This is a genomic window from Wujia chipingensis, assembly GCF_014337155.1.
In the GTDB taxonomy this organism is placed as follows: domain Bacteria; phylum Bacillota; class Clostridia; order Lachnospirales; family Lachnospiraceae; genus Coprococcus_C; species Coprococcus_C hominis.
This window is the reverse complement of sequence record NZ_CP060632.1, coordinates 875,001-894,750: the sequence shown is the minus strand read 5'-3', so window position 1 is coordinate 894,750 and position 19,750 is coordinate 875,001. Positions and strand designations below refer to the sequence as shown.

Annotated in this window: 13 protein-coding genes, 1 rRNA gene and 1 riboswitch (1 of these 15 running past the window's edge); of the genes, 1 reads left to right on the top strand and 13 read right to left on the bottom strand. The window is 45.9% G+C overall.

Annotated features, from left to right (window positions below; genetic code table 11):
- Positions 1 to 7: 7 nt before the first annotated feature.
- The 10 genes from H9Q76_RS04275 to H9Q76_RS04230 all read right to left on the bottom strand — a co-directional run bounded on the left by H9Q76_RS04275 (position 8) and on the right by H9Q76_RS04230 (position 10,171).
- Positions 8 to 772, bottom strand: coding sequence for a type III pantothenate kinase (locus H9Q76_RS04275; RefSeq protein WP_021984179.1), 765 nt, complete (start codon positions 770 to 772; stop codon positions 8 to 10).
- Between the two features lie 11 nt (positions 773 to 783).
- Positions 784 to 1,104 carry a DUF6145 family protein gene (locus H9Q76_RS04270; protein WP_021984178.1) on the bottom strand — a complete coding sequence of 107 codons (321 nt, stop codon included), beginning with the start codon at positions 1,102 to 1,104 and terminating at the stop codon, positions 784 to 786.
- A 13-nt stretch (positions 1,105 to 1,117) separates the two neighbouring features.
- Positions 1,118 to 1,873 carry a 4-hydroxy-tetrahydrodipicolinate reductase gene (dapB, locus tag H9Q76_RS04265; protein ID WP_021984177.1) on the bottom strand — a complete coding sequence of 252 codons (756 nt, stop codon included), beginning with the start codon at positions 1,871 to 1,873 and terminating at the stop codon, positions 1,118 to 1,120.
- 30 nt (positions 1,874 to 1,903) lie between these two features.
- Positions 1,904 to 2,794, bottom strand: coding sequence for a 4-hydroxy-tetrahydrodipicolinate synthase (gene dapA, locus H9Q76_RS04260; RefSeq protein WP_021984176.1), 891 nt, complete (start codon positions 2,792 to 2,794; stop codon positions 1,904 to 1,906).
- A gap of 81 nt (positions 2,795 to 2,875) precedes the next feature.
- Positions 2,876 to 3,055: riboswitch (Lysine riboswitch) on the bottom strand.
- Between the two features lie 43 nt (positions 3,056 to 3,098).
- Positions 3,099 to 3,728: a single-stranded DNA-binding protein gene (locus H9Q76_RS04255; protein ID WP_021984174.1), complete on the bottom strand. Its 630-nt coding sequence runs from the start codon at positions 3,726 to 3,728 to the stop codon at positions 3,099 to 3,101.
- Between the two features lie 120 nt (positions 3,729 to 3,848).
- Positions 3,849 to 4,634: a TrmH family RNA methyltransferase gene (locus H9Q76_RS04250; protein WP_021984173.1), complete on the bottom strand. Its 786-nt coding sequence runs from the start codon at positions 4,632 to 4,634 to the stop codon at positions 3,849 to 3,851.
- The gene (locus H9Q76_RS04245) at positions 4,631 to 8,191 is read right to left on the bottom strand and encodes a DNA polymerase III subunit alpha (protein ID WP_021984172.1); all 3,561 of its coding nucleotides are present in this window, start codon (positions 8,189 to 8,191) and stop codon (positions 4,631 to 4,633) included. The genes H9Q76_RS04250 and H9Q76_RS04245 overlap by 4 nt, the downstream gene beginning before the upstream one ends.
- 8 nt (positions 8,192 to 8,199) lie before the next feature.
- On the bottom strand, positions 8,200 to 8,808 hold the full coding sequence (locus H9Q76_RS04240) for a DUF5662 family protein (protein WP_021984171.1): 609 nt from the start codon (positions 8,806 to 8,808) through the stop codon (positions 8,200 to 8,202).
- Between the two features lie 27 nt (positions 8,809 to 8,835).
- Complete coding sequence (locus H9Q76_RS04235) at positions 8,836 to 9,918, bottom strand: FAD:protein FMN transferase (protein ID WP_249321712.1); 1,083 nt, start codon at positions 9,916 to 9,918, stop codon at positions 8,836 to 8,838.
- Between the two features lies 1 nt (position 9,919).
- Positions 9,920 to 10,171 carry a hypothetical protein gene (locus H9Q76_RS04230; protein ID WP_117781264.1) on the bottom strand — a complete coding sequence of 84 codons (252 nt, stop codon included), beginning with the start codon at positions 10,169 to 10,171 and terminating at the stop codon, positions 9,920 to 9,922.
- 145 nt (positions 10,172 to 10,316) lie between these two features.
- On the opposite strand from H9Q76_RS04230, the gene abc-f reads away from it, so the two are divergent.
- Positions 10,317 to 12,242: a ribosomal protection-like ABC-F family protein gene (gene abc-f, locus H9Q76_RS04225; protein ID WP_249321711.1), complete on the top strand. Its 1,926-nt coding sequence runs from the start codon at positions 10,317 to 10,319 to the stop codon at positions 12,240 to 12,242.
- Between the two features lies 1 nt (position 12,243).
- On the opposite strand, the gene H9Q76_RS04220 is transcribed toward abc-f, so the two are convergent.
- The 3 genes from H9Q76_RS04220 to H9Q76_RS04210 all read right to left on the bottom strand — a co-directional run.
- Positions 12,244 to 14,523: an EAL domain-containing protein gene (locus H9Q76_RS04220; protein WP_118545143.1), complete on the bottom strand. Its 2,280-nt coding sequence runs from the start codon at positions 14,521 to 14,523 to the stop codon at positions 12,244 to 12,246.
- Positions 14,524 to 14,534: 11 nt separating this feature from the next.
- The gene (locus H9Q76_RS04215; RefSeq protein WP_117781261.1) at positions 14,535 to 16,829 is read right to left on the bottom strand and encodes a GGDEF and EAL domain-containing protein; all 2,295 of its coding nucleotides are present in this window, start codon (positions 16,827 to 16,829) and stop codon (positions 14,535 to 14,537) included.
- Between the two features lie 187 nt (positions 16,830 to 17,016).
- Positions 17,017 to 19,750, bottom strand: a 23S ribosomal RNA gene (locus H9Q76_RS04210) (it continues 145 nt past the right edge of the window).

Here is a 19,750-nt window from a genome sequence, read left to right as displayed (position 1 = left end):
TCGTCCTTTATTGTTTCTCGTAAATTAACTGCAAGCCTTTCAGTGTGAGGTCTGCATCATAATAATCAATACAATCGGTATTCTCTGAAATCAGCTTACCAAGTCCGCCAGTTGCCACAACCTTGATGTTATCCAGTCCGGACTCTTCCTTGATCCTGCGGATAATATACTCAGTCTGACCAACATAGCCATAGAATACACCTGCCTGCATACTGCTGACTGTATCCTTTGCCAGAATCGTATCTGGTCTCTTGATTTCGATTTCTGGAAGCTTTGCAGTCCCGGACCAGAGTGCTGCTGCCGCCAGTCGGATTCCCGGCGATGTCGCCCCCGAATGGAACACGCCACCTTCCAATACCAGATCATGCGTCGTTGCAGTTCCAAAATCTACAACGATTACCGGGCCGCCATACAACTCATACGCAGCCACTGCATCGACCAGACGGTCGGCACCCAGTGTCTTTGGTTCCGGAATTGCAATATTGATTCCAGTCTTGATGCCTGGTGCAACAATAATCGGCTGAATGTTCAGATACTTGATGATACCACTCGTCAGAGAGTGCATAACCTTCGGTACAACGGACGCGATAATAACCGCATCGATCTCTGAAACATGTATATCCCGTACCCGAAGCCAATCCACAAAATACACGCCATACTCATCCGATGTACGTGCCGTACCAGTTGTGATACGGAACGTCTTGATCAGCTTTTTTCCATCAAACAGTCCTACTGTAATATTCGTATTTCCAACGTCTACTGCAAATAACATATATCTTCCCCTTAGCTAAGGAAAAATGTCTGAAAATACAGCTCCAGCTGTTCAAACAATTCCTTCTTTTCCTTTCTGATCTGCTTGATTTTTAAACCACAGCCAATCTCGTCGTACAGGATATCTTCCTCTGCCGCGTCAGTGACAATATTCAGGTTTCCCATACTGTCAAACACAAGCATAATGATTCCACCAACATCTTCTGTGAACAACGTGCACAGAATCCGAAGCTCTTTTTTAACCTCAGTCGGCAGATTGTCAAAATCTTCATTCAAATAATACTTCTGCGTGTACTTTGAAGCACTGCACAAAATAATTTCATCCTGATACATAATCGTTCCTCGCTTATCCAATCACATCTGCCATATCATAAAAGCCTGCCGGCTTTCCTGCCAGAAACTTTGCTGCTTCCACTGCGCCCTTGGCAAATACAGACTTCGAATAAGCCGTATGCTTAAACTCGATCACTTCGTCCACACCTGCAAAAATCACCTCATGCTCACCGACGATCGTTCCGCCACGTACCGCAGAGATACCAAGTTCTTTCTTGTCACGCTTCTTTCTTACCTGCGAACGGTCATAGACATACTCATACGCATTGTCTCTGGCGTCGTTGATCGCATCGGCAAGTGCCAGTGCTGTTCCCGATGGTGCATCCACTTTCTGATTATGATGCTTCTCTACGATCTCAATATCATAACCGGCTGGTGCAAATACATTTGCTGCATCCTTCAGGAGCTTCATCAACGTATTGATACCCAGACTCATGTTGGCAGACTTCAAGATTGCTACCTTCTCAGAGCAAAGAGATACCTTGTTGAGCTGCTCCGGGGAAAGTCCGGTCGTACAAAGTACAACTGGAACCTGCTTATCAACTGCATAATCAAGCAGCTTATCAACCGCAACGGCTGCTGCAAAATCAATAATCACATCTGCCTTGACATCACATGCGTTGATATCTGTAAATACCGGATATCCGTTTTCTCTATTATCTACGACATCAATGCCGGCAACGATCTCCACATCCGGATCTTCCTTGCAAAGTCCTGTGATGACCTGCCCCATCTTACCGTTACAACCATGCATAATCACACGAATCATTTGTTTTTCCTCCCGGTCTGTCTATCTGTATTACTGGATTTTTACACCAAATCCTGTCATTGCTTTCTTTAACTGCTCTGTATGCTCTGGCTCAAGCTCTGTCAGTGGCATACGAAGGTTGCCTTCGCAAAGTCCCATCAGTTCCACTGCCTTCTTGACAGGGATTGGGTTTACCTCACAGAACAGTGCCTCACACAGAGGAATTGCCTTGATCTGAATCTCTCTGGCTCCAACCACATCACCATCTAAGTACTTCTGTACCATATCATGTGTCTCCTTCGGAGCTACATTTGCAAGTACAGAAATCACGCCCTTTCCACCAAGGGACAGGATTGGCATAACCTGATCATCATTTCCAGAATATACATCGAGGCATCCATCTGCCAGGCTTACCAGACGTGCAACCTGTGACAGATTGCCAGTTGCCTCCTTGATCGCTACGATATTTTTTACATTCTTAGCCAGATATACGGCTGTCTCCGGCTGGATGTTCGTACCGGTTCTGCTTGGTACGTTGTACATGATAATTGGAAGTGTCACGCTGTTTGCAACGGCTGTGTAATGTGCGATCAGACCTTTCTGTGTTGCCTTGTTGTAATATGGTGTTACAACAAGCAGACCATCCACGCCATACTTCTCTGCTTCCTGAGACAGATAAATAGCTGTCTCTGTACAATTTGAACCTGTTCCTGCAACAACCGGAATACGCTTGTTGACAACCTCTGCACAGAAACGAATACAGTCAAGATGCTCTTCATGGGATAAGGTTGAAGACTCACCTGTCGTTCCGCATACAACGATACAGTCGGTTCCACCAGCGATCTGATACTCGATCACGTCACGGAACTTATCATAATCCACCGAACCATCCTTCTTAAATGGTGTTACAATCGCAACTGCTGAACCTGTAAAAATTGACATCTTTCTCTTCCTCCTAAATAATTATAAGGTATAACCATAAATAAAGCTGGCACCCGATAAAGTGCCAGCTTGAAATGTCTCAATTCCGGTAGCGCTCCATCTGCATGCTTACAAATGACAGTCATACAATTCTTCATTGCACAACCAGGATTCCAGTGCTTAGACATCTGTCGTCCTTCGGCGGTTTCCCCTTTTCCATGCGATCCACTGCTCTAAGTCATCCCGCAAAGTACTCTTGAATTCCGCACCTCTACTCAATCAAAATCAAGGATAGTATATCATCGTTATACAGGTCTGTCAATCATTATTCCAAACATTCCATCTTGCTGACTGACACCTCGTATGCGACCTTATTGACTATCTCATCATTTCCTATTTTTTTCTGATATTCCCGGCTCTGGATACGTCCCCAGATTGCCACATGCTCACCAACTGCGAGCTTTCCTGCAAATCTGGCATTTCTGCCCCAGCAGATACAAGGAATATAATCTGATTTTCCGTATGCCCGGTTCACAGCGAGCAGAATATCTGCAATCTCTCTGCCAAGCGGCGTCATACGGTAGATCGGCTCTTTGCATATGTATCCGTCTAAGTATATCTGGTTCGGTTTGTTCTCCTTGTCATCCACCGCGTCGATCACCTCGATCTCACGTACAAACACAGACAGGATCAAACGGTTCTTGTTCTCCTCGTGCTTGTTGTACGACCGGAACTGTCCCTTCGCCAGTACCTTTTCCCCGATGTGGGATTTTTCTACATCAAACAGGCGATCGGAAACCATCAAAGGAATCACGTCATGCGCATCGCTTAATCTGCTGACTACCAGATCCACCATATAGAATCCCTCTCCGAATATCTCATGGCTGAATCGGAAATCTGATACGATTTCTCCTGCTACTACCACCTGATTGTTGTTCAAAATCTTCTCTGTCATATTTTTTCCTCCCTCTTGTCAATGTTCACAGCCTCATTTATATCCCCATATAAACTGTGAATTTTTAATATTGTACATTTACAATATATGCGTGCCTATATTGTAATATTCCAAACTTTTTCATTTTTTTCCTGTGCTTCGCTGTCGCAATACCTCGTATGCGATCACCGCGGTCGAAATCGCTGCATTTAACGACTCCACCTGTCCGCACATCGGAATCCGGATCAGATCATCCGCTTTTGCGCTGATTTCATCGGACAGACCATTTCCTTCGTTTCCGATCAGAAATGCACAGCCACCGGTAAAATCTTTCTCATAGAAGGTTGCCCCATCCAGATGCGCCCCATAAACCGGGATTCCACGTGTTTTCACGCGATCGATCGTCGCTGCCAGATCCTCGGCTACGGCAATTGGCATCCGGAAGATCGATCCCATCGTAGAACGGATCACCTTCGGGTTGTAGATGTCGACCGTATCTGCACTCAGGATAATACCCGTCACCCCAGCACCCTCTGCGGTTCGTATAATGGTACCAAGATTTCCCGGGTCCTGCAGTCGTTCGATAATCAGAAGAAACGGTGCCGCATCACCTGCAAATAAATCATCCTCCGTTGTGGCTGTCTGATATACCTCCGCCAGAATTCCCTGCGGCGTGTTTGTATCCGACATACTCTGGAAAACCGAATCCCTGACAATTTCCACCTCTGCCGGTATCTGGTTGCAGATATCTGCGAATTTGTCTGTCATGCTTTCCGCCACATAAAGTGTCTTGACCGCATCTGCCGGAATCTCCCGCACCATGCGGATGCCCTCCACGATATAAAGTCCGGTCTCTTTGCGCCGGCTGGCGGATTTGATCAGCTTTTTTATTTCTTTGATTTTGTCGTTTGACGCTGACGTTATCACGATTTTTCTCCGTTTCCTTTCTTATCTAAGAGAATGACATTCGCCTCTCCATATGTCTGTTTCAATTTCTCTACCAGAGTCTCACTGGCATCGACCCGGTATAAATCCGGTAACTGCTTGAGCTTGATATTTTGCTCCTGTCCTTCTCCGGCTGGTTTGATCAGTACCTTCACGACCACCCGGCCCGGATACTGCCGGAGCGTCGCATAGAGTGCCTGCTCCTGCTGCATATAGGTCTCTAATTCTGTGAAGCGCAGCCACAGTTCCTTACCGGCTGCTATACGTTCCTGCCGTATCTCGTCGAAGGTTGTCATCTTTGAGAAGAGCAGCTTGCCGCCCCGCTCATCGACCGATGCATTTCCTTTGATCAGCACCTTCGCATCCTTCACAAACCGGTCTTTATTCTGCCGGTAATCTCTGGCGAACACGACAACCTCAACCGAACCATACAGATCCTCCACAGTAAGGAATGCCATCTCATCGCCGTTTCGTGTTGTCTTCTTCGTAATCTCCGTGAGCAGACCGCCGATCGTGTAGCTGGATTTATCCACGACACATTCACGCTCTTCGAACTCCATCTCCGTTCCGGCATTCTCGTCCTCCTCGGTATCTGCCAGAAATGCCGTCGACTTCGCGGTTGTGTATTCTTCTATAATATCCAGATCATCCTCCAGCGGATGTCCACTGACATAGATACCCAGAATCTCCTTTTCCTTTGCAAGCAGCTCATCCTTCGGGTATTCCTCCACATCCGGATAGCGCACCTGAAATTCCGTCTTTTCTTCCTCTCCAAGGAAATCCATCAGCGACATCTGTCCACTCATGGCATTTTTCTTTTCTTTCGCCGTCTGCTCTAACACAGCCGGATACACCATCATCATCTGATGGCGGTTATAGCCGAAGCTGTCAAACGCTCCTGCTAAAATAAAGCTCTCGATCGTCCGCTTGTTTGCTTCCTTCCCAGAAAGTCTCGTACAGAAATCCTCTAAGCTTGTAAATGGACCGTTCGCAACAACCTCCTGGTGCACGACTTCTGTCACACCGTCTCCGATACTTCTTAATCCTGACAAGCCAAACCGGATCGCATTTCCATCGACAAGGAAATCTCCGCTTCCTTTGTTGATATCCGGCGGCAGGATTTTGATGCCAAGCGATTTACACGTCTGGATATAACTGCTCATCTTCTCCGTATTTTCACGGACAGACGAGATCAGCGCTGCCATGTATTCAACCGGATAATAGATCTTTAAATATGCGGTCTGATATGCGACCACCGCATACACTGCCGCATGCGACTTGTTAAATGCATAGTTCGCAAAATCGACCATATCGTCGAAGATTTTATTGGCGACGGATTCCTGGATACCGTTTTTGACACAGCCCGGCACGTTTAACTCCTCGTTACCATATACAAAATACTGCCGCTCTTTGTCCATGACGTCCGCTTTTTTCTTCGCCATCGCACGGCGTACCAGATCCGAACGTCCCATCGAATATCCGGCAAGCTCCATTACGATCTGCATAACCTGCTCCTGATATACCATACATCCGTATGTTGATTTCAGGATCTTCTCCAGCTTCGGTGTATCATAGACGATACTTTCTGGATGCTCACGGTTCGCTAAGTACTTCGGAATGAAATCCATCGGTCCCGGACGATACAGCGAGATTCCGGCAATAATTTCATCCAGATTCTTCGGCTTCAACTGCTTCATGAAAGACTTCATACCGGCACTTTCCAACTGGAACACGCCGTCGGTCTTTCCTTCTGATAACAGCTCATAGACTGCCGGATCACTCATATCCAATTCCGACATATTGAGCTTCACACCATGATTTTCTTCAATCCGGTCTAACGCGTCCTTGATGACAGTCAGATTCCGCAATGCCAGAAAGTCCATCTTCAAAAGCCCCAGCTCTTCCACCGGGTCTTTCTCATACTGGCAGACAATACCACCATCCACGCTCCGTGCGAGCGGTACATATTCCTCGATTGGCTTCTGACCGATGATAACGCCTGCGGGATGTACACCCGTATGCCGTTGCAGACCTTCGAGCTTCATTGCCATGTCAAGCAGCTTTGTTACATCCGGTTCATTCTCATACATTTCCTTCAGGTCTGGACTTACTTTCAAAGCCACCGGAAGAGTGACATCTTTTACGCCCGGAACCTTGTTCGGAATTGCCTTTGCAACCTTATCACACAGACTATATGGAAGTGCCATCGCACGACCGACGTCGCGCACACACATCTTTGCTGCCATCGTACCGAAAGTGACAATCTGGACAACCTTTTCCTTGCCGTATTTCTGTACGACGTAATCAATGACTTCCTGTCTTCGGTTGACACAGAAATCAATATCAATATCTGGCATCGATACACGTTCCGGATTCAGGAATCGTTCAAACAGCAGATCGTACCGAAGCGGCTCGATATCCGTAATATACAGACAATAGGATACAATTGATCCGGCAGCAGAGCCTCTGCCCGGTCCAACCGGAATATCATGACTTTTCGCGTAATTGACAAAATCCCACACAATCAGGAAATAATCAACAAAGCCCATCTGTTTAATCATGTCAAGCTCATAATGCAGACGGTTCTTTACCTCATCTGTGACCTCTGGATACCGCTTTTTCGCGCCCTCCTCACAGAGCATCGTCAGATACGAGAAGGAATCATACCCCTCCGGCACATCGTATTTTGGAAGCTTCCGCTCACCAAATACGATCTCGACATTACACATATCTGCGATCTTGTTCGTATTCTCCAATGCTTCCTTTGCATATGGGAACAGCGCCTCCATCTCCTCCGGAGATTTCAGATAGAACTGTCCTTCCTCATAGCGCATACGATCTTCGTCATTGACCGTCTTTCCCGTCTGGATACAGAGCAGAATATCATGTGCCTCCCAGTCCTCTTTGTTGATATAATGGGAATCGTTCGTAACAACCATCGGGATGCCGGTTTCTTTGGACAACCGCATCACGCCCATATTGACGGTACGCTGATCCGGGATGCCATGATCCTGCATCTCCAGATAATAATTGCCCTCGCCAAAGATCTTCAGATGACGCAATGCTGCTTCTTTTGCTTTCTCATACTGCTCCTGACGCAAGTCAGTCGCAACCTCACCAGCCAGGCATGCCGAAAGTGCAATGATACCCTCATGGTATTTCTCCAGCACCTCCATGTCCACACGCGGTTTATAATAATAGCCCTCCGTGTAGCCACGTGTCACGATCTTACAGAGGTTGTGGTATCCCTCGTTGTTTTTTGCAAGCAGAACGAGATGGTAATACCGGTTTTCTCCCTTTACCACCTCACGGTCAAACCTGGAACCCGGTGCCACATACACCTCACAGCCGATGATCGGCTTGATTCCATTTGCCTTACATGTCTTATAAAATTCGATCACGCCATACATCGCACCGTGGTCTGTGATTGCCAGCGCATCCATGCCAAGTTCTTTCGCACGCGGAACCAGCTCCTTGATCTTTGCCGAGCCGTCCAACAGACTGTACTGCGTATGCACATGTAAATGTGTAAATTTCATCTTATCTCCTAGTAATCTTCTCCATACGGAAACAAATATTTCAAAAATGGCAGATACTTCGCAAGCTTCTTCCGACGCAGCGGAATCACCTCATAATTATGAATATAACGAAAGGTATAAGCCTCGCCCTTTCTCGCAAGCATATTCAGATACTTCTCCAGAAGCTTCGCGGAATCCGGATGCAGCAGACGTCTCGATCTGCCATTCATATAATAATCGAGTGGCTGCTTCTCATAATAATTTTCCTTGTTGTAAATCTTGCAGGCTGCCACACGGTCACAGAACATCTCAATCACATATTCCTTCGGCATCTTACAGCCAACCAGCAAATGTTTTGTATCGCTTCTGTCAACATTGTAATCCACCCAGTACTCCAGATGGTGTTTGTTTCTTCCCTTGTGGTGCAGCCACGAAGAGGTGTATCCCTTATCCTCACGCTCTGCATCGTTCGGGCTGCGGTTTCCCTGATAGTATTTCGCGCCCATCGAAAACTCCGTCCATGAATATTTGGACAGGTCGTGCAACAGTCCCTGCTTATACAATCCAACCGCAAAGCAATGCCGCATCACCATAATCTTATGTGCAGTAATCGTCTTTAAATGTTCCAGCCACTTCATTTTTAACATCTCTTTTCGCCTTCTATTTTATTTCTGTGCAGCCTGTGCCGCATGATACTGTTCTTTCAGTCCATCCGTCACAGTCACCTGATTTTCTTTGTCAATAAATACTGCCTCTGCCTTGTACTTCTGCAACAACGGCAAAGACTTCTCATAGCCAAGCACATAGCATGCCGTCGACAATGCATCGCTGTACAAGCCATTTTGGCATACAACTGTCACCGAAGCAAGTCCTGACTCCGCCGGATATCCGGTTGTACGATTTAAAATATGATGATACCTCGTACCATCCTTCTCGATAAACTTTTCATAATCACCGGAGGTGGATACACAGGTGTTACTGTTCGAAGCAAATTCCAAATAACCGATCATATCCTCTGCGTCACCCTGCGGATCACGGATGCCTACCCGAAATGAACTGCCGTCCTTTTTTGCGCCATACACAAGTATGCTTCCACCGACACTGATTGTTCCGCCGCTTACCGCATCCTCTTTTAATATCTGCTCTGCAATATCCAGTGCAAATCCCTTGCCGACTGCGCCAAGATCAAGCACCATATCCGGCTTGCTGATCGTCACGTCCTTCGATTCACCGATTGTCACTGCCTCATATCCGGTCTTTGCAAGTGCATCTTTGATCTCTGTATCTGTCGGGACGCGGAAATCCTCCTCGGTCGCGGACTCGATATTCCAGAGATCTGCCAGTGGACGGATCGTGATGTCTAACGCGCCCTCGCTGCCCCGGCATATGTTATACGCCTGCGTCAGCGCCAGATACAAGGTATCCGAAACCTCTGCCGCTTCTCCCGCTGTGTATGTGTGGTTCAGCTTATATAAGGCACTGCCCTCCTGCCGCCATGATATCTCCTGCTCATCTAAGTCTTTGATTGCCTGTTCAATCTTTGCATACTCCGTATCCTGTGTCCCATACAGACTGACCGACACCGATGTTCCCATCGCGAAGCTGTACGTCGTCTGTCCATCGGCAAGCTGCCTGTCCTTTGATGTATCCTCCCGTGCATTCCCCCACTGGTACAGTACGATCAAAAGTCCTGCAACTACAAGCATGCCGACCGCAATCACTATTTTTCTACCAATTCCCTGCTGCATATCAATGATGATATCCTTCCATTCGTTTTGTATATTCGTCGAGCTGCTCTTTTAATTTCTTATATTCCTTTTCCTTTAGCTCCCCGGCTGCCTGATATTCAGCCAGCTTTACCTCCGCCTGCTTCCGCGCAGAAATCGCCAGATCCTTGTAGTTGTTCTCCAGATTGATCTGCACTTCATGAAACAGTGCTTCTATCTCTTTTTTTGCCTGACTTGTTTTCCCAAATAACAAAACCTTCACTTCCTTTTTCATGGAAATTCTCAAAACATTTGTTCGCATAATTATGTTTTAGTATACCATTTTTTCGTGCTTATTTCAATGTATGATTGAAAGTCCTCCCGCTTTTTGATAAAATGCACTGGTAGAATTTGTTCGAAACACGCAGGAGGAATTTATCATGCTGTTAGCATGCCAGAATATATCAAAAGCATTCGGCACAAAGGAAGTTTTGAAGGATATCAACTTCCATGTCAACGAGAAAGAAAAGATCGCCATTGTCGGTATCAACGGCTCTGGAAAAACGACGCTCCTAAAGATTATCATGGGCGAAGAATCCGCCGACAGCGGACAGGTCGTGATTGCCAAGGATACCACGATTGGGTATCTGTCCCAGCATCAGGATATCTCCTTTGACAACACGATCTATGGCGAAATGCTTGCAACCAAACAGTACATCCTTGATTTAGAGGCGAATATCCGCCGTTTAGAACAGGATATGAAGCATGCAGAAGGCGAAGAATTAGAGAAGATCTTAGAGACCTACAACCGCCTGAGCAGCAAATACGACCGCGACAATGGGTATTCTTATGAGAGTGAGATTACAGGCGTTTTAAAAGGACTCGGTTTTGGTCCGGAGGACTATGACCGCCATATCAATACATTATCCGGTGGTCAGAAAATGCGAATCGCACTGGGACGTCTGCTTCTGACACGCCCGGACATCATCATCCTCGATGAGCCGACAAACCATCTAGACATGCCAAGTATTTCATGGCTCGAGTCTTTCCTGTCCTCTTATCCTGGTAGTGTGATTGTGGTCAGCCATGACCGCTATTTCATTGATCGGATTGCAACGCAGATCGTAGAAATCGACAACAAAAAGGCAACCGTCTACCACGGAAACTACACCTACTTTGCATCCAAGCGCGCAGAGATCCGTGCCAATATGATGAAGGCCTACTTAAACCAGCAGCAGGAAATCAAGCATCAGGAAGCTGTCATCACGAAACTCAAGCAATTTAACCGTGAGAAGTCCATCAAACGTGCGGAAAGCCGTGAAAAGATGTTAGATAAGATTGAAGTCTTAGACAAGCCGACCGAGGTTGCCTCCGAGATGCGGCTTACCTTAGAGCCATCTGTGGAAAGCGGGAATGACGTCTTAACCGTCACGCATCTGGCGAAATCCTTCGGCACAAACTGTCTGTTCCAAGATCTTGACTTTGATATCAAGCGCGGCGAAAAGGTTGCCCTGATCGGCGGAAACGGAACCGGAAAGACCACGATCTTAAAGATGGTCAATCATCTTGTACCGAAGGACGCCGGAACGATTGCCCTTGGCTCGCGCGTCCATATCGGCTATTACGACCAGGAGCATCAGGTACTCTCCCTGCATAAGACGATCTTCGAGGAGATCAGCGATGCCTACCCGGATCTGACCAACACAAAAATCCGAAATGTACTGGCAGCCTTTTTATTTACCGGGGACGACGTATTTAAGAAGATTGAAGATTTAAGCGGCGGCGAGCGTGGACGTGTGTCCCTTGCCAAGCTCATGCTCTCCCCTGCCAATTTCTTAATCCTAGATGAGCCGACAAACCATCTGGATATCCAGTCCAAGGGTATCTTGGAGGATGCGATCCGCAGCTATACCGGAACCGTATTTGTTGTCAGTCATGACCGTTATTTCATCAACCGGATTGCAACCCGGATTCTGGAATTAAAGGACGAACAGCTTTACAGCTTTATCGGGAATTACGATTATTACGAAAGTCACAAGGATCAGGTGTACGAGGCGGCTGCACCGAAACAGACGGATGCTTCCGCAGACACCTCAACAGCACCTTCTGCCACTCCTTCCGGCAAAGATGATTACAAAAAGCAGAAGGAAGAACAGGCACGACTTCGTAAGAAAGAAAACGATATCAAAAAAACAGAACAAAAAATTGAAGAAACAGAGGCAGCGATTGCGCAGATTGACGAGGAATTCTTAAATCCTGAATACGCAACAAACTCTGCCAAACTCGGCGAGCTATCAAAAAAGCGCGAAGAGCTGGAAGAAACGCTCTCCGCACTTTACGAGACATGGGAAACCCTGCTCGCTTAAGTTAAAAATAAGTTTTCTCGAACTGATTGACCGGCATCGGTTTTGCAAAATAGTAGCCCTGGAACAATGTACATCCAAGCTCCTGCATATACTGAAGCTGGTCTTTTTGTTCGACGCCCTCTGTCACTACATGGATATCCAGCTCCTTTGCCAGATTCAGTACCATTTCCAGAATCATCCGGCTACGCTCCGGATCTTCATTTCTCCGCAGGAATTCCATATCAATCTTGATTGCATCCAGATTCATGTCCTGCAGCATATTCAATGACGAGTATCCACGTCCAAAATCATCCATCACCACACGGAACCCATATGTCCGGAGATCATCGATCAACGCCAGATGTTTATTCGCATCTTTCATGACGGACGTCTCTGTAATCTCCAGACGCAGCTTATCCGGATCAATCTCATAACATTCCACCAGAGTTGTCAGAGTTGTATAAATATCTAAGAAATAAAAATCCTTCGGTGATACATTGACCGATATGTAATACTGCTCTTTTCCCATCGCTTTCCAACGCTGCAACTCCTTACAGGCAAGCTCCCATACATACTGATCCATCGCGCTGATCAGACCGGATTTTTCAAACACATCGACAAACTCCTCCGGCAGCATCATGCCATGCACCGGACGGAACCAGCGCACCAATGCCTCCGCGCCAAGCATCGTTCCCTGCTCATCTACCTGTGGCTGCAAATATAGCCGAAATTCCTGTTTTGCTATTGCAGAGCGAAAATCACTGACCATATGCTGTCGCTCCAGCATCTGTTTTCGCAATTCATCATCATAATATGCAATGGACTGCTGATAATCCCCCTTAATCGATTCAATTGCCAGAAATGCCCTGTCACAGTAGACAGATATCGGTGTTTTGATGTTCCGGATTGGACAGATTCCGGTATAAATCCGTGCGTGGTAAGAATTATTATCTCCAATATGGCTAATCAGATCCAATTCCTCCAAATATCGCTCATGGTTGAGCTTCTCATCGCGCACGCAGACTGCAAATCGATCTGCCGAAAGTCTCGCCAGTACTGTATCGCCCGTCGCCAGATTTCGGAACATGTTTGCCAGAGACCGTAACACCGCGTCGCCACGCTCAATTCCAAACACATCGTTGATGATCTTAAAGTTCTGAATATCCGCACACAGAATGCTATACTTTACATTTGGATTTGCGACGATCTGCTGCTCAACAGTTTCATAAAAATGCTCACGGTTGAACAGACCTGTCAGCGAATCATAATTACTCCTGTAGCGTTCTTCCTCCAGTTTTTTCCGATGTTCTGTTTCATCATGCAGTACATAATAACAACCGATAAAACGGTTGTCTTCATCCCAGATTCCCCGATATCGTGCAGCAAAAAAATTCTGTTTACCATTGATTTCTGTCTCGCCCTGCCAACTGCATTCCTCGATTTCTTCCGGTTTGCGATCACCCTTCCACGACCGGTAATAGTTCTCGATCACACGAGTATCTTTATCTACATGAAATACCTGTCTGGCATACACATTGGCATAGATGCATCGTCCTTTGATATCCATGCAGACAACACCATCTGTGAAATTTTGTACCACCATAACAAGTGTTTTCTCCACCAACCCCTTCGGCACATACTGAAATGTAATATAATAGATGCCGGCAGCGGTAATTCCGTAAAATAACACGGAGTAATCAAACTCCAGGTTGAGCACCTCATAAACAACATTTGTTGCAATCATCAGCAAAAAGCAATACAAAATTGCATAATACTGTTTCACATAAATTCGTGCCGCCTTATAGATTTCATAAGCTAACAGCAGAAATGTCATAACCGCAAACATATACACGAACAACTTGTGATATGAATAAAGCCACGTTCTTGAGGTGACTTTGTAATAATATCCCTCTGCTTTATCTCCGGATAATACAACCGAAAATAACATCTGATTATATACATTAATGCCACACAGAATCCCGTCAATCGCTATCAATATCCCAAGGATTAAACCTCCACGTTTGTTGACAAACGTCTCCTGTGTAAAATCATTAATATAAATAAAAAACAATATCAACAGGAAATCACTGCACCAAAAATACAAGCCATACGACGCCAATGCAACTGTATCATTGATATCCAGAATCGTCATGGCATAAAACAAAATGGTTGATGCAGCTACAGTATGAAGCCGTACCACATCCTTCGCAACCTGTGTCTGTTCTATCTGCTTGATCATAATAATGCGATATACCAACAAAACAATCATAATCAGCATAATCGCTAACATCGCACTCTTCAATCCTATCTCCCCTATCCTTCGGTTGAAATATATTTGTCTTCATAATCCCAAACCGACATTGGTTTTGCAAAATAATATCCTTGAAATACATCGCACCCCATCATGGTTAATGCATCCACCTGTTCCCTGGTTTCTACTCCCTCGGTAACAACCTCCATCCCCAGTCGTTTCGACAAATGAATAACATTGCTTACGATTGACATACTTCGTTCATTATTTCTGGTCTTACGTAAAAATCCCATATCCAGTTTGATTGTATCCATCTTGATATCCTTCAACATATTCAAAGAAGAATATCCGCTTCCAAAATCATCCATCTCCACCTTAAACCCATACTGCCGCAGTTTGTTTACCAGACGGATTACTTTTTTCGTATCCGACATGACTGCCGTTTCCGTGATTTCCAGATGAAGATTCTTCGCTTCGAAGCCATGCTTTTGTACCAGTTGAGTAAACACTTTATAGATATCCATATAATAAAAATCACGTGGTGAAATGTTTACTGACAAATAAAAATCTGCATGTCCCTGTCTGCACCAGTCGCGAAGCTGGATACAGGCTTTCTCCCATATGTAACGATCCAACTCACTGATCAGACCGGTCCGCTCAAACAGCTCAATAAACTCTCCCGGCGGAATCATACCACGCTCTGGATGAATCCAGCGAACCAGTGCTTCTCCACCACGCACAACACCGTCCGCAGATATCTGTGGCTGAATATAAAAGCAGAACTGTCCGCCCTCTAACGCATCATGGAACTGACTGATAATTCCCTGTTCCTTGAGTGCAGTCTCCCGCAGCTCCTTATCATAATAGCTGATACGGTTTGAAACATCATCCTTGATGGTTTTGATTGCCATAATAGCCCGGTCACACATAACTGCAACCGGTGTATTCCTATCGTCTACTTCATAGATTCCCATATACATACGCAGCCTAAAACTGGAATTACCTTCTATATGCTCAATTCGCGAAATCTCCCGTCGAAATATGTTTTCCTGAAATAATTCCTTTGGCAAAAGCAGTGCAAACCGGTCACCTGCCAACCGCCCATAAATACAACCTGCCGGAGTTTTCTGTTTCAGACTTTCTGCCTGTTTTATTAAAATATCATCCCCCTTTTTACTTCCATATACATCGTTCACAATCTTAAAATCACGGATATCACTACAAACAATATAAAACGCCGTATCTGAATTCTCCCGTAACATCTGTTCTGCGCACTCATAAAAATATTCCCGATTATAAATACCTGTCAATGCATCATGGTTTGCCTTATACTGTTCAGATTTCACACGCTCCACTTCTTCCGTTCGGTCATGTAACAAAAAAAAGCTTCCAATCTCGTGATTCTCATATATCATCTTCTTATATTGAAACTGAAAGAAATGTACTTTTCCATCTATTCGAAATTGTTCTTTCCATGCAATATCATGAATATCCCGAAGATTTTTTCCATTCAGCCAGCCCTGCAACTTTTTATCAAGTGCAGAAAGCTCAGACACATGAAGAATCTTCTTTGCCTGTTCATTTGCATGAATGCATTTCCCTTTTACATCATAACAGACAACTCCGTCATCGATAGTCTTAATAAACAAGGCCAGCATTTTTTCTACAAGGCCCGCCGGAATATGAAAGAATGTAAAATAAGTGATTGCACAACATAATGCGGTATATCCGATCAATGAAAAATCGTAAATGAATTCAAACTTGAAAAACATAATATTTGCAATTGCGGTCAATATAAGCGTAATAATGATCGAAGAATAATTTACTTGAAAAATTCTTGGGCATTTTGACCTGCGGACAAGCAGAACAATCAGACATGCCGCAGCAAATGCATAACAAATCAATGTATGAACCCCATACAAGATACCATAGCTTTTTACACCATAATAAACATTACCGAACTGGTCTGTCATCGGAGCCACATGGAATACATTCTGCACTCTAAGATTTGAAAATAACACAATCGCATCTGTAAGCAACAGGATATACGTTACCGGACGCATCCATACTTTATGCCGATAGGTGTCAGCATATACACGACTATAAATAAACAGCAACAACGTCATAAAATCTACACAAAAATAAAAAAGTGCATAAAAAAACAATGCCAGCTTCTCATCGACTGTCATCAACGCCATACCATACAGCATAACCATTCCTGTCTGTGAAAGCAGTAATCCAAACACCGAATTCCGTAAAGCGTTTTTTTCTATCCGTTGTACTGTATATATACAAAATAAGAGGGGAATCAATAAGATAACCAAACTCCCAAAGAATATATATTTCAATATAAACACCCCAAATCATATCATTTCATATTTTAAAAATACTTAATATTATTTTATAAAATTCACTACGTACTGTCAACTTAAATGGCACAAAAAAAAGACCTCATCGGTCTTTTCTTTCTGTACCTTCAGAACTTCATACAAAGATCTTATATCTAACCTCTTAACAAATCATCTTTCCGTTCTCAAAACCTCTAAGGATAAGCCCTCGACCTATTAGTACTTGTCAGCTGAACGTGTTGCCACGATTACACTCCAAGCCTATCAACCTTGTAGTCTTCAAGGGGTCTTACTCTTATGATGGGATATCTTATCTTGAGGGGGGCTTCACGCTTAGATGCCTTCAGCGTTTATCCCTGCCGGACTTGGCTACTCTGCCATGCTGTTGGTACAACAACAGATACACCAGCGGTCCGTCCATCCCGGTCCTCTCGTACTAAGGACAGCTCCTCTCAAATATCCTACGCCCACGCCGGATAGGGACCGAACTGTCTCACGACGTTCTGAACCCAGCTCGCGTACCGCTTTAATGGGCGAACAGCCCAACCCTTGGAACCTGCTACAGCTCCAGGATGCGATGAGCCGACATCGAGGTGCCAAACCACTCCGTCGATGTGAACTCTTGGGAGTGATAAGCCTGTTATCCCCAGGGTAGCTTTTATCCGTTGAGCGATGGCAATCCCACTTTATACCACCGGATCACTAAGTCCTACTTTCGTACCTGCTCCACCCGTCGGTGTCGCAGTCAAGCTCCCTTCTGCCTTTGCACTCTTCGAATGGTTTCCAACCATTCTGAGGGAACCTTTGAGCGCCTCCGATACCCTTTCGGAGGCGACCGCCCCAGTCAAACTCCCCGCCAGACATTGTCCCCCAGCCGGTTCACGGCTGTAGGTTAGGAATCCAGTACTACAAGGGTGGTATCCCAACAGCGGCTCACACGAAACTGGCGTCCCGTGATCGAAGCCTCCCACCTATCCTGTACAGGTAGTACCGAATCCCAGTATCAAGCTGGAGTAAAGCTCCATGGGGTCTTTCCGTCCTGGCGCAGGTAACCAGCATCTTCACTGGTATTTCAATTTCACCGGGTGTGTTGTTGAGACAGTGCCCAAATCATTACGCCTTTCGTGCGGGTCGGAACTTACCCGACAAGGAATTTCGCTACCTTAGGACCGTTATAGTTACGGCCGCCGTTTACTGGGGCTTAAATTCAAACCTTCGCTTGCGCTAAGCTCTCCTCTTAACCTTCCAGCACCGGGCAGGCGTCAGCCCATATACCTCACCTTTCGGTTTTGCATAGACCTATGTTTTTGCTAAACAGTTGCTTGGGCCATTTCTCTGCGGCCTCTTCCGAGGCACCCCTTCTCCCGAAGTTACGGGGTCATTTTGCCGAGTTCCTTAACAACACTTCTCCCGCCGGCCTTAGGATTCTCTCCTCATCCACCTGTGTCGGTTTACGGTACGGGCGCATATATCACAATAGCGGCTTTTCTCGACAGCTGGCTCATACACTTCCCTACTCTTGTTCGGTACGCGTCACGTCTTCAGATTGAATGGTGGATTTGCCTGCCATTCTCCTACCTCGCTTGCCCCGGTCTATCCATTCCCGGGCTGTACTCTCCATCTGTGTCCCCACATTTCTGAATATATGCGGTACAGGAATTTCAACCTGTTATCCATCGACTACGACTTTCGTCCTCGCCTTAGGCCCCGACTTACCCAGGGAAGATCAGCTTTACCCTGGAAACCTTAGATATTCGGCCTTTAAGATTCTCACTTAAATCTCGCTACTCATTCCGGCATTCTCTCTTCAATACAGTCCACAGCTCCTTCCGGTACTGCTTCGTTCCGTATTCAATGCTCCTCTACCAATCTTTCGATTCCTAAGCTTCGGTGTCGTGTTTCAGCCCCGGACATTTTCGGCGCAGGACCTCTCGACTAGTGAGCTATTACGCACTCTTTGAATGTATGGCTGCTTCTGAGCCAACATCCTAGTTGTCTTCGAAATCCCACATCCTTTTCCACTTAACACGTACTTTGGGACCTTAGCTGTAGGTCTGGGCTCTTTCCCTTTTGACTACCCAACTTATCTCGTGCAGTCTGACTCCCATACATCATCTTTACGGCATTCGGAGTTTGATAATCTTCGGTAAGCTTTGACGCCCCCTAGGATATTCAGTGCTCTACCTCCGCAAGACTAATATGAGGCTAGCCCTAAAGCTATTTCGAGGAGAACCAGCTATCTCCGGGTTCGATTGGAATTTCTCCCCTACCCACACCTCATCGCCACCCTTTTCAACGGATGTGCGTTCGGTCCTCCATTGCCTTTTACGGCAACTTCAACCTGGACATGGGTAGATCACCCGGTTTCGGGTCTGCCCGGTCTGACTTTACGTGCTGTTAACACTTGCTTTCACTTCGGCTCCGTACCTTAAGTACTTAACCTTGCCAGACATGGCAACTCGCCGGACCGTTCTACAAAAAGTACGCGGTTGATCATGTAAAGATCTTCCACAGCTTGTAGACACAGGGTTTCAGGTTCTCTTTCACTCCCCTCCCGGGGTCCTTTTCACCTTTCCTTCACAGTACTATGCGCTATCGGTCACTGAGTAGTATTTAGCCTTAGGGAGTGGTCTCCCTGCCTTCCCACAAGGTTTCTCGTGTCTCGTGGTACTCTGGATCCTGCTAGCTGCAACTCGGATTTCACATACGGGACTTTCACCCTCTCTGGTCTGACTTCCCAGACTGTTCTGTTATCCTATTGCTCACATGTCGCAGTCCGAACCCCGGAACGCACGCGCTCCGGTTTAGGCTCTTCCGTTTTCGCTCGCCGCTACTCACAGAATCGATGTTTCTTTCTCTTCCTCCGCCTACTTAGATGTTTCAGTTCAGCGGGTTCCCTCCATATACCTATGTATTCAGCATATGGTGAC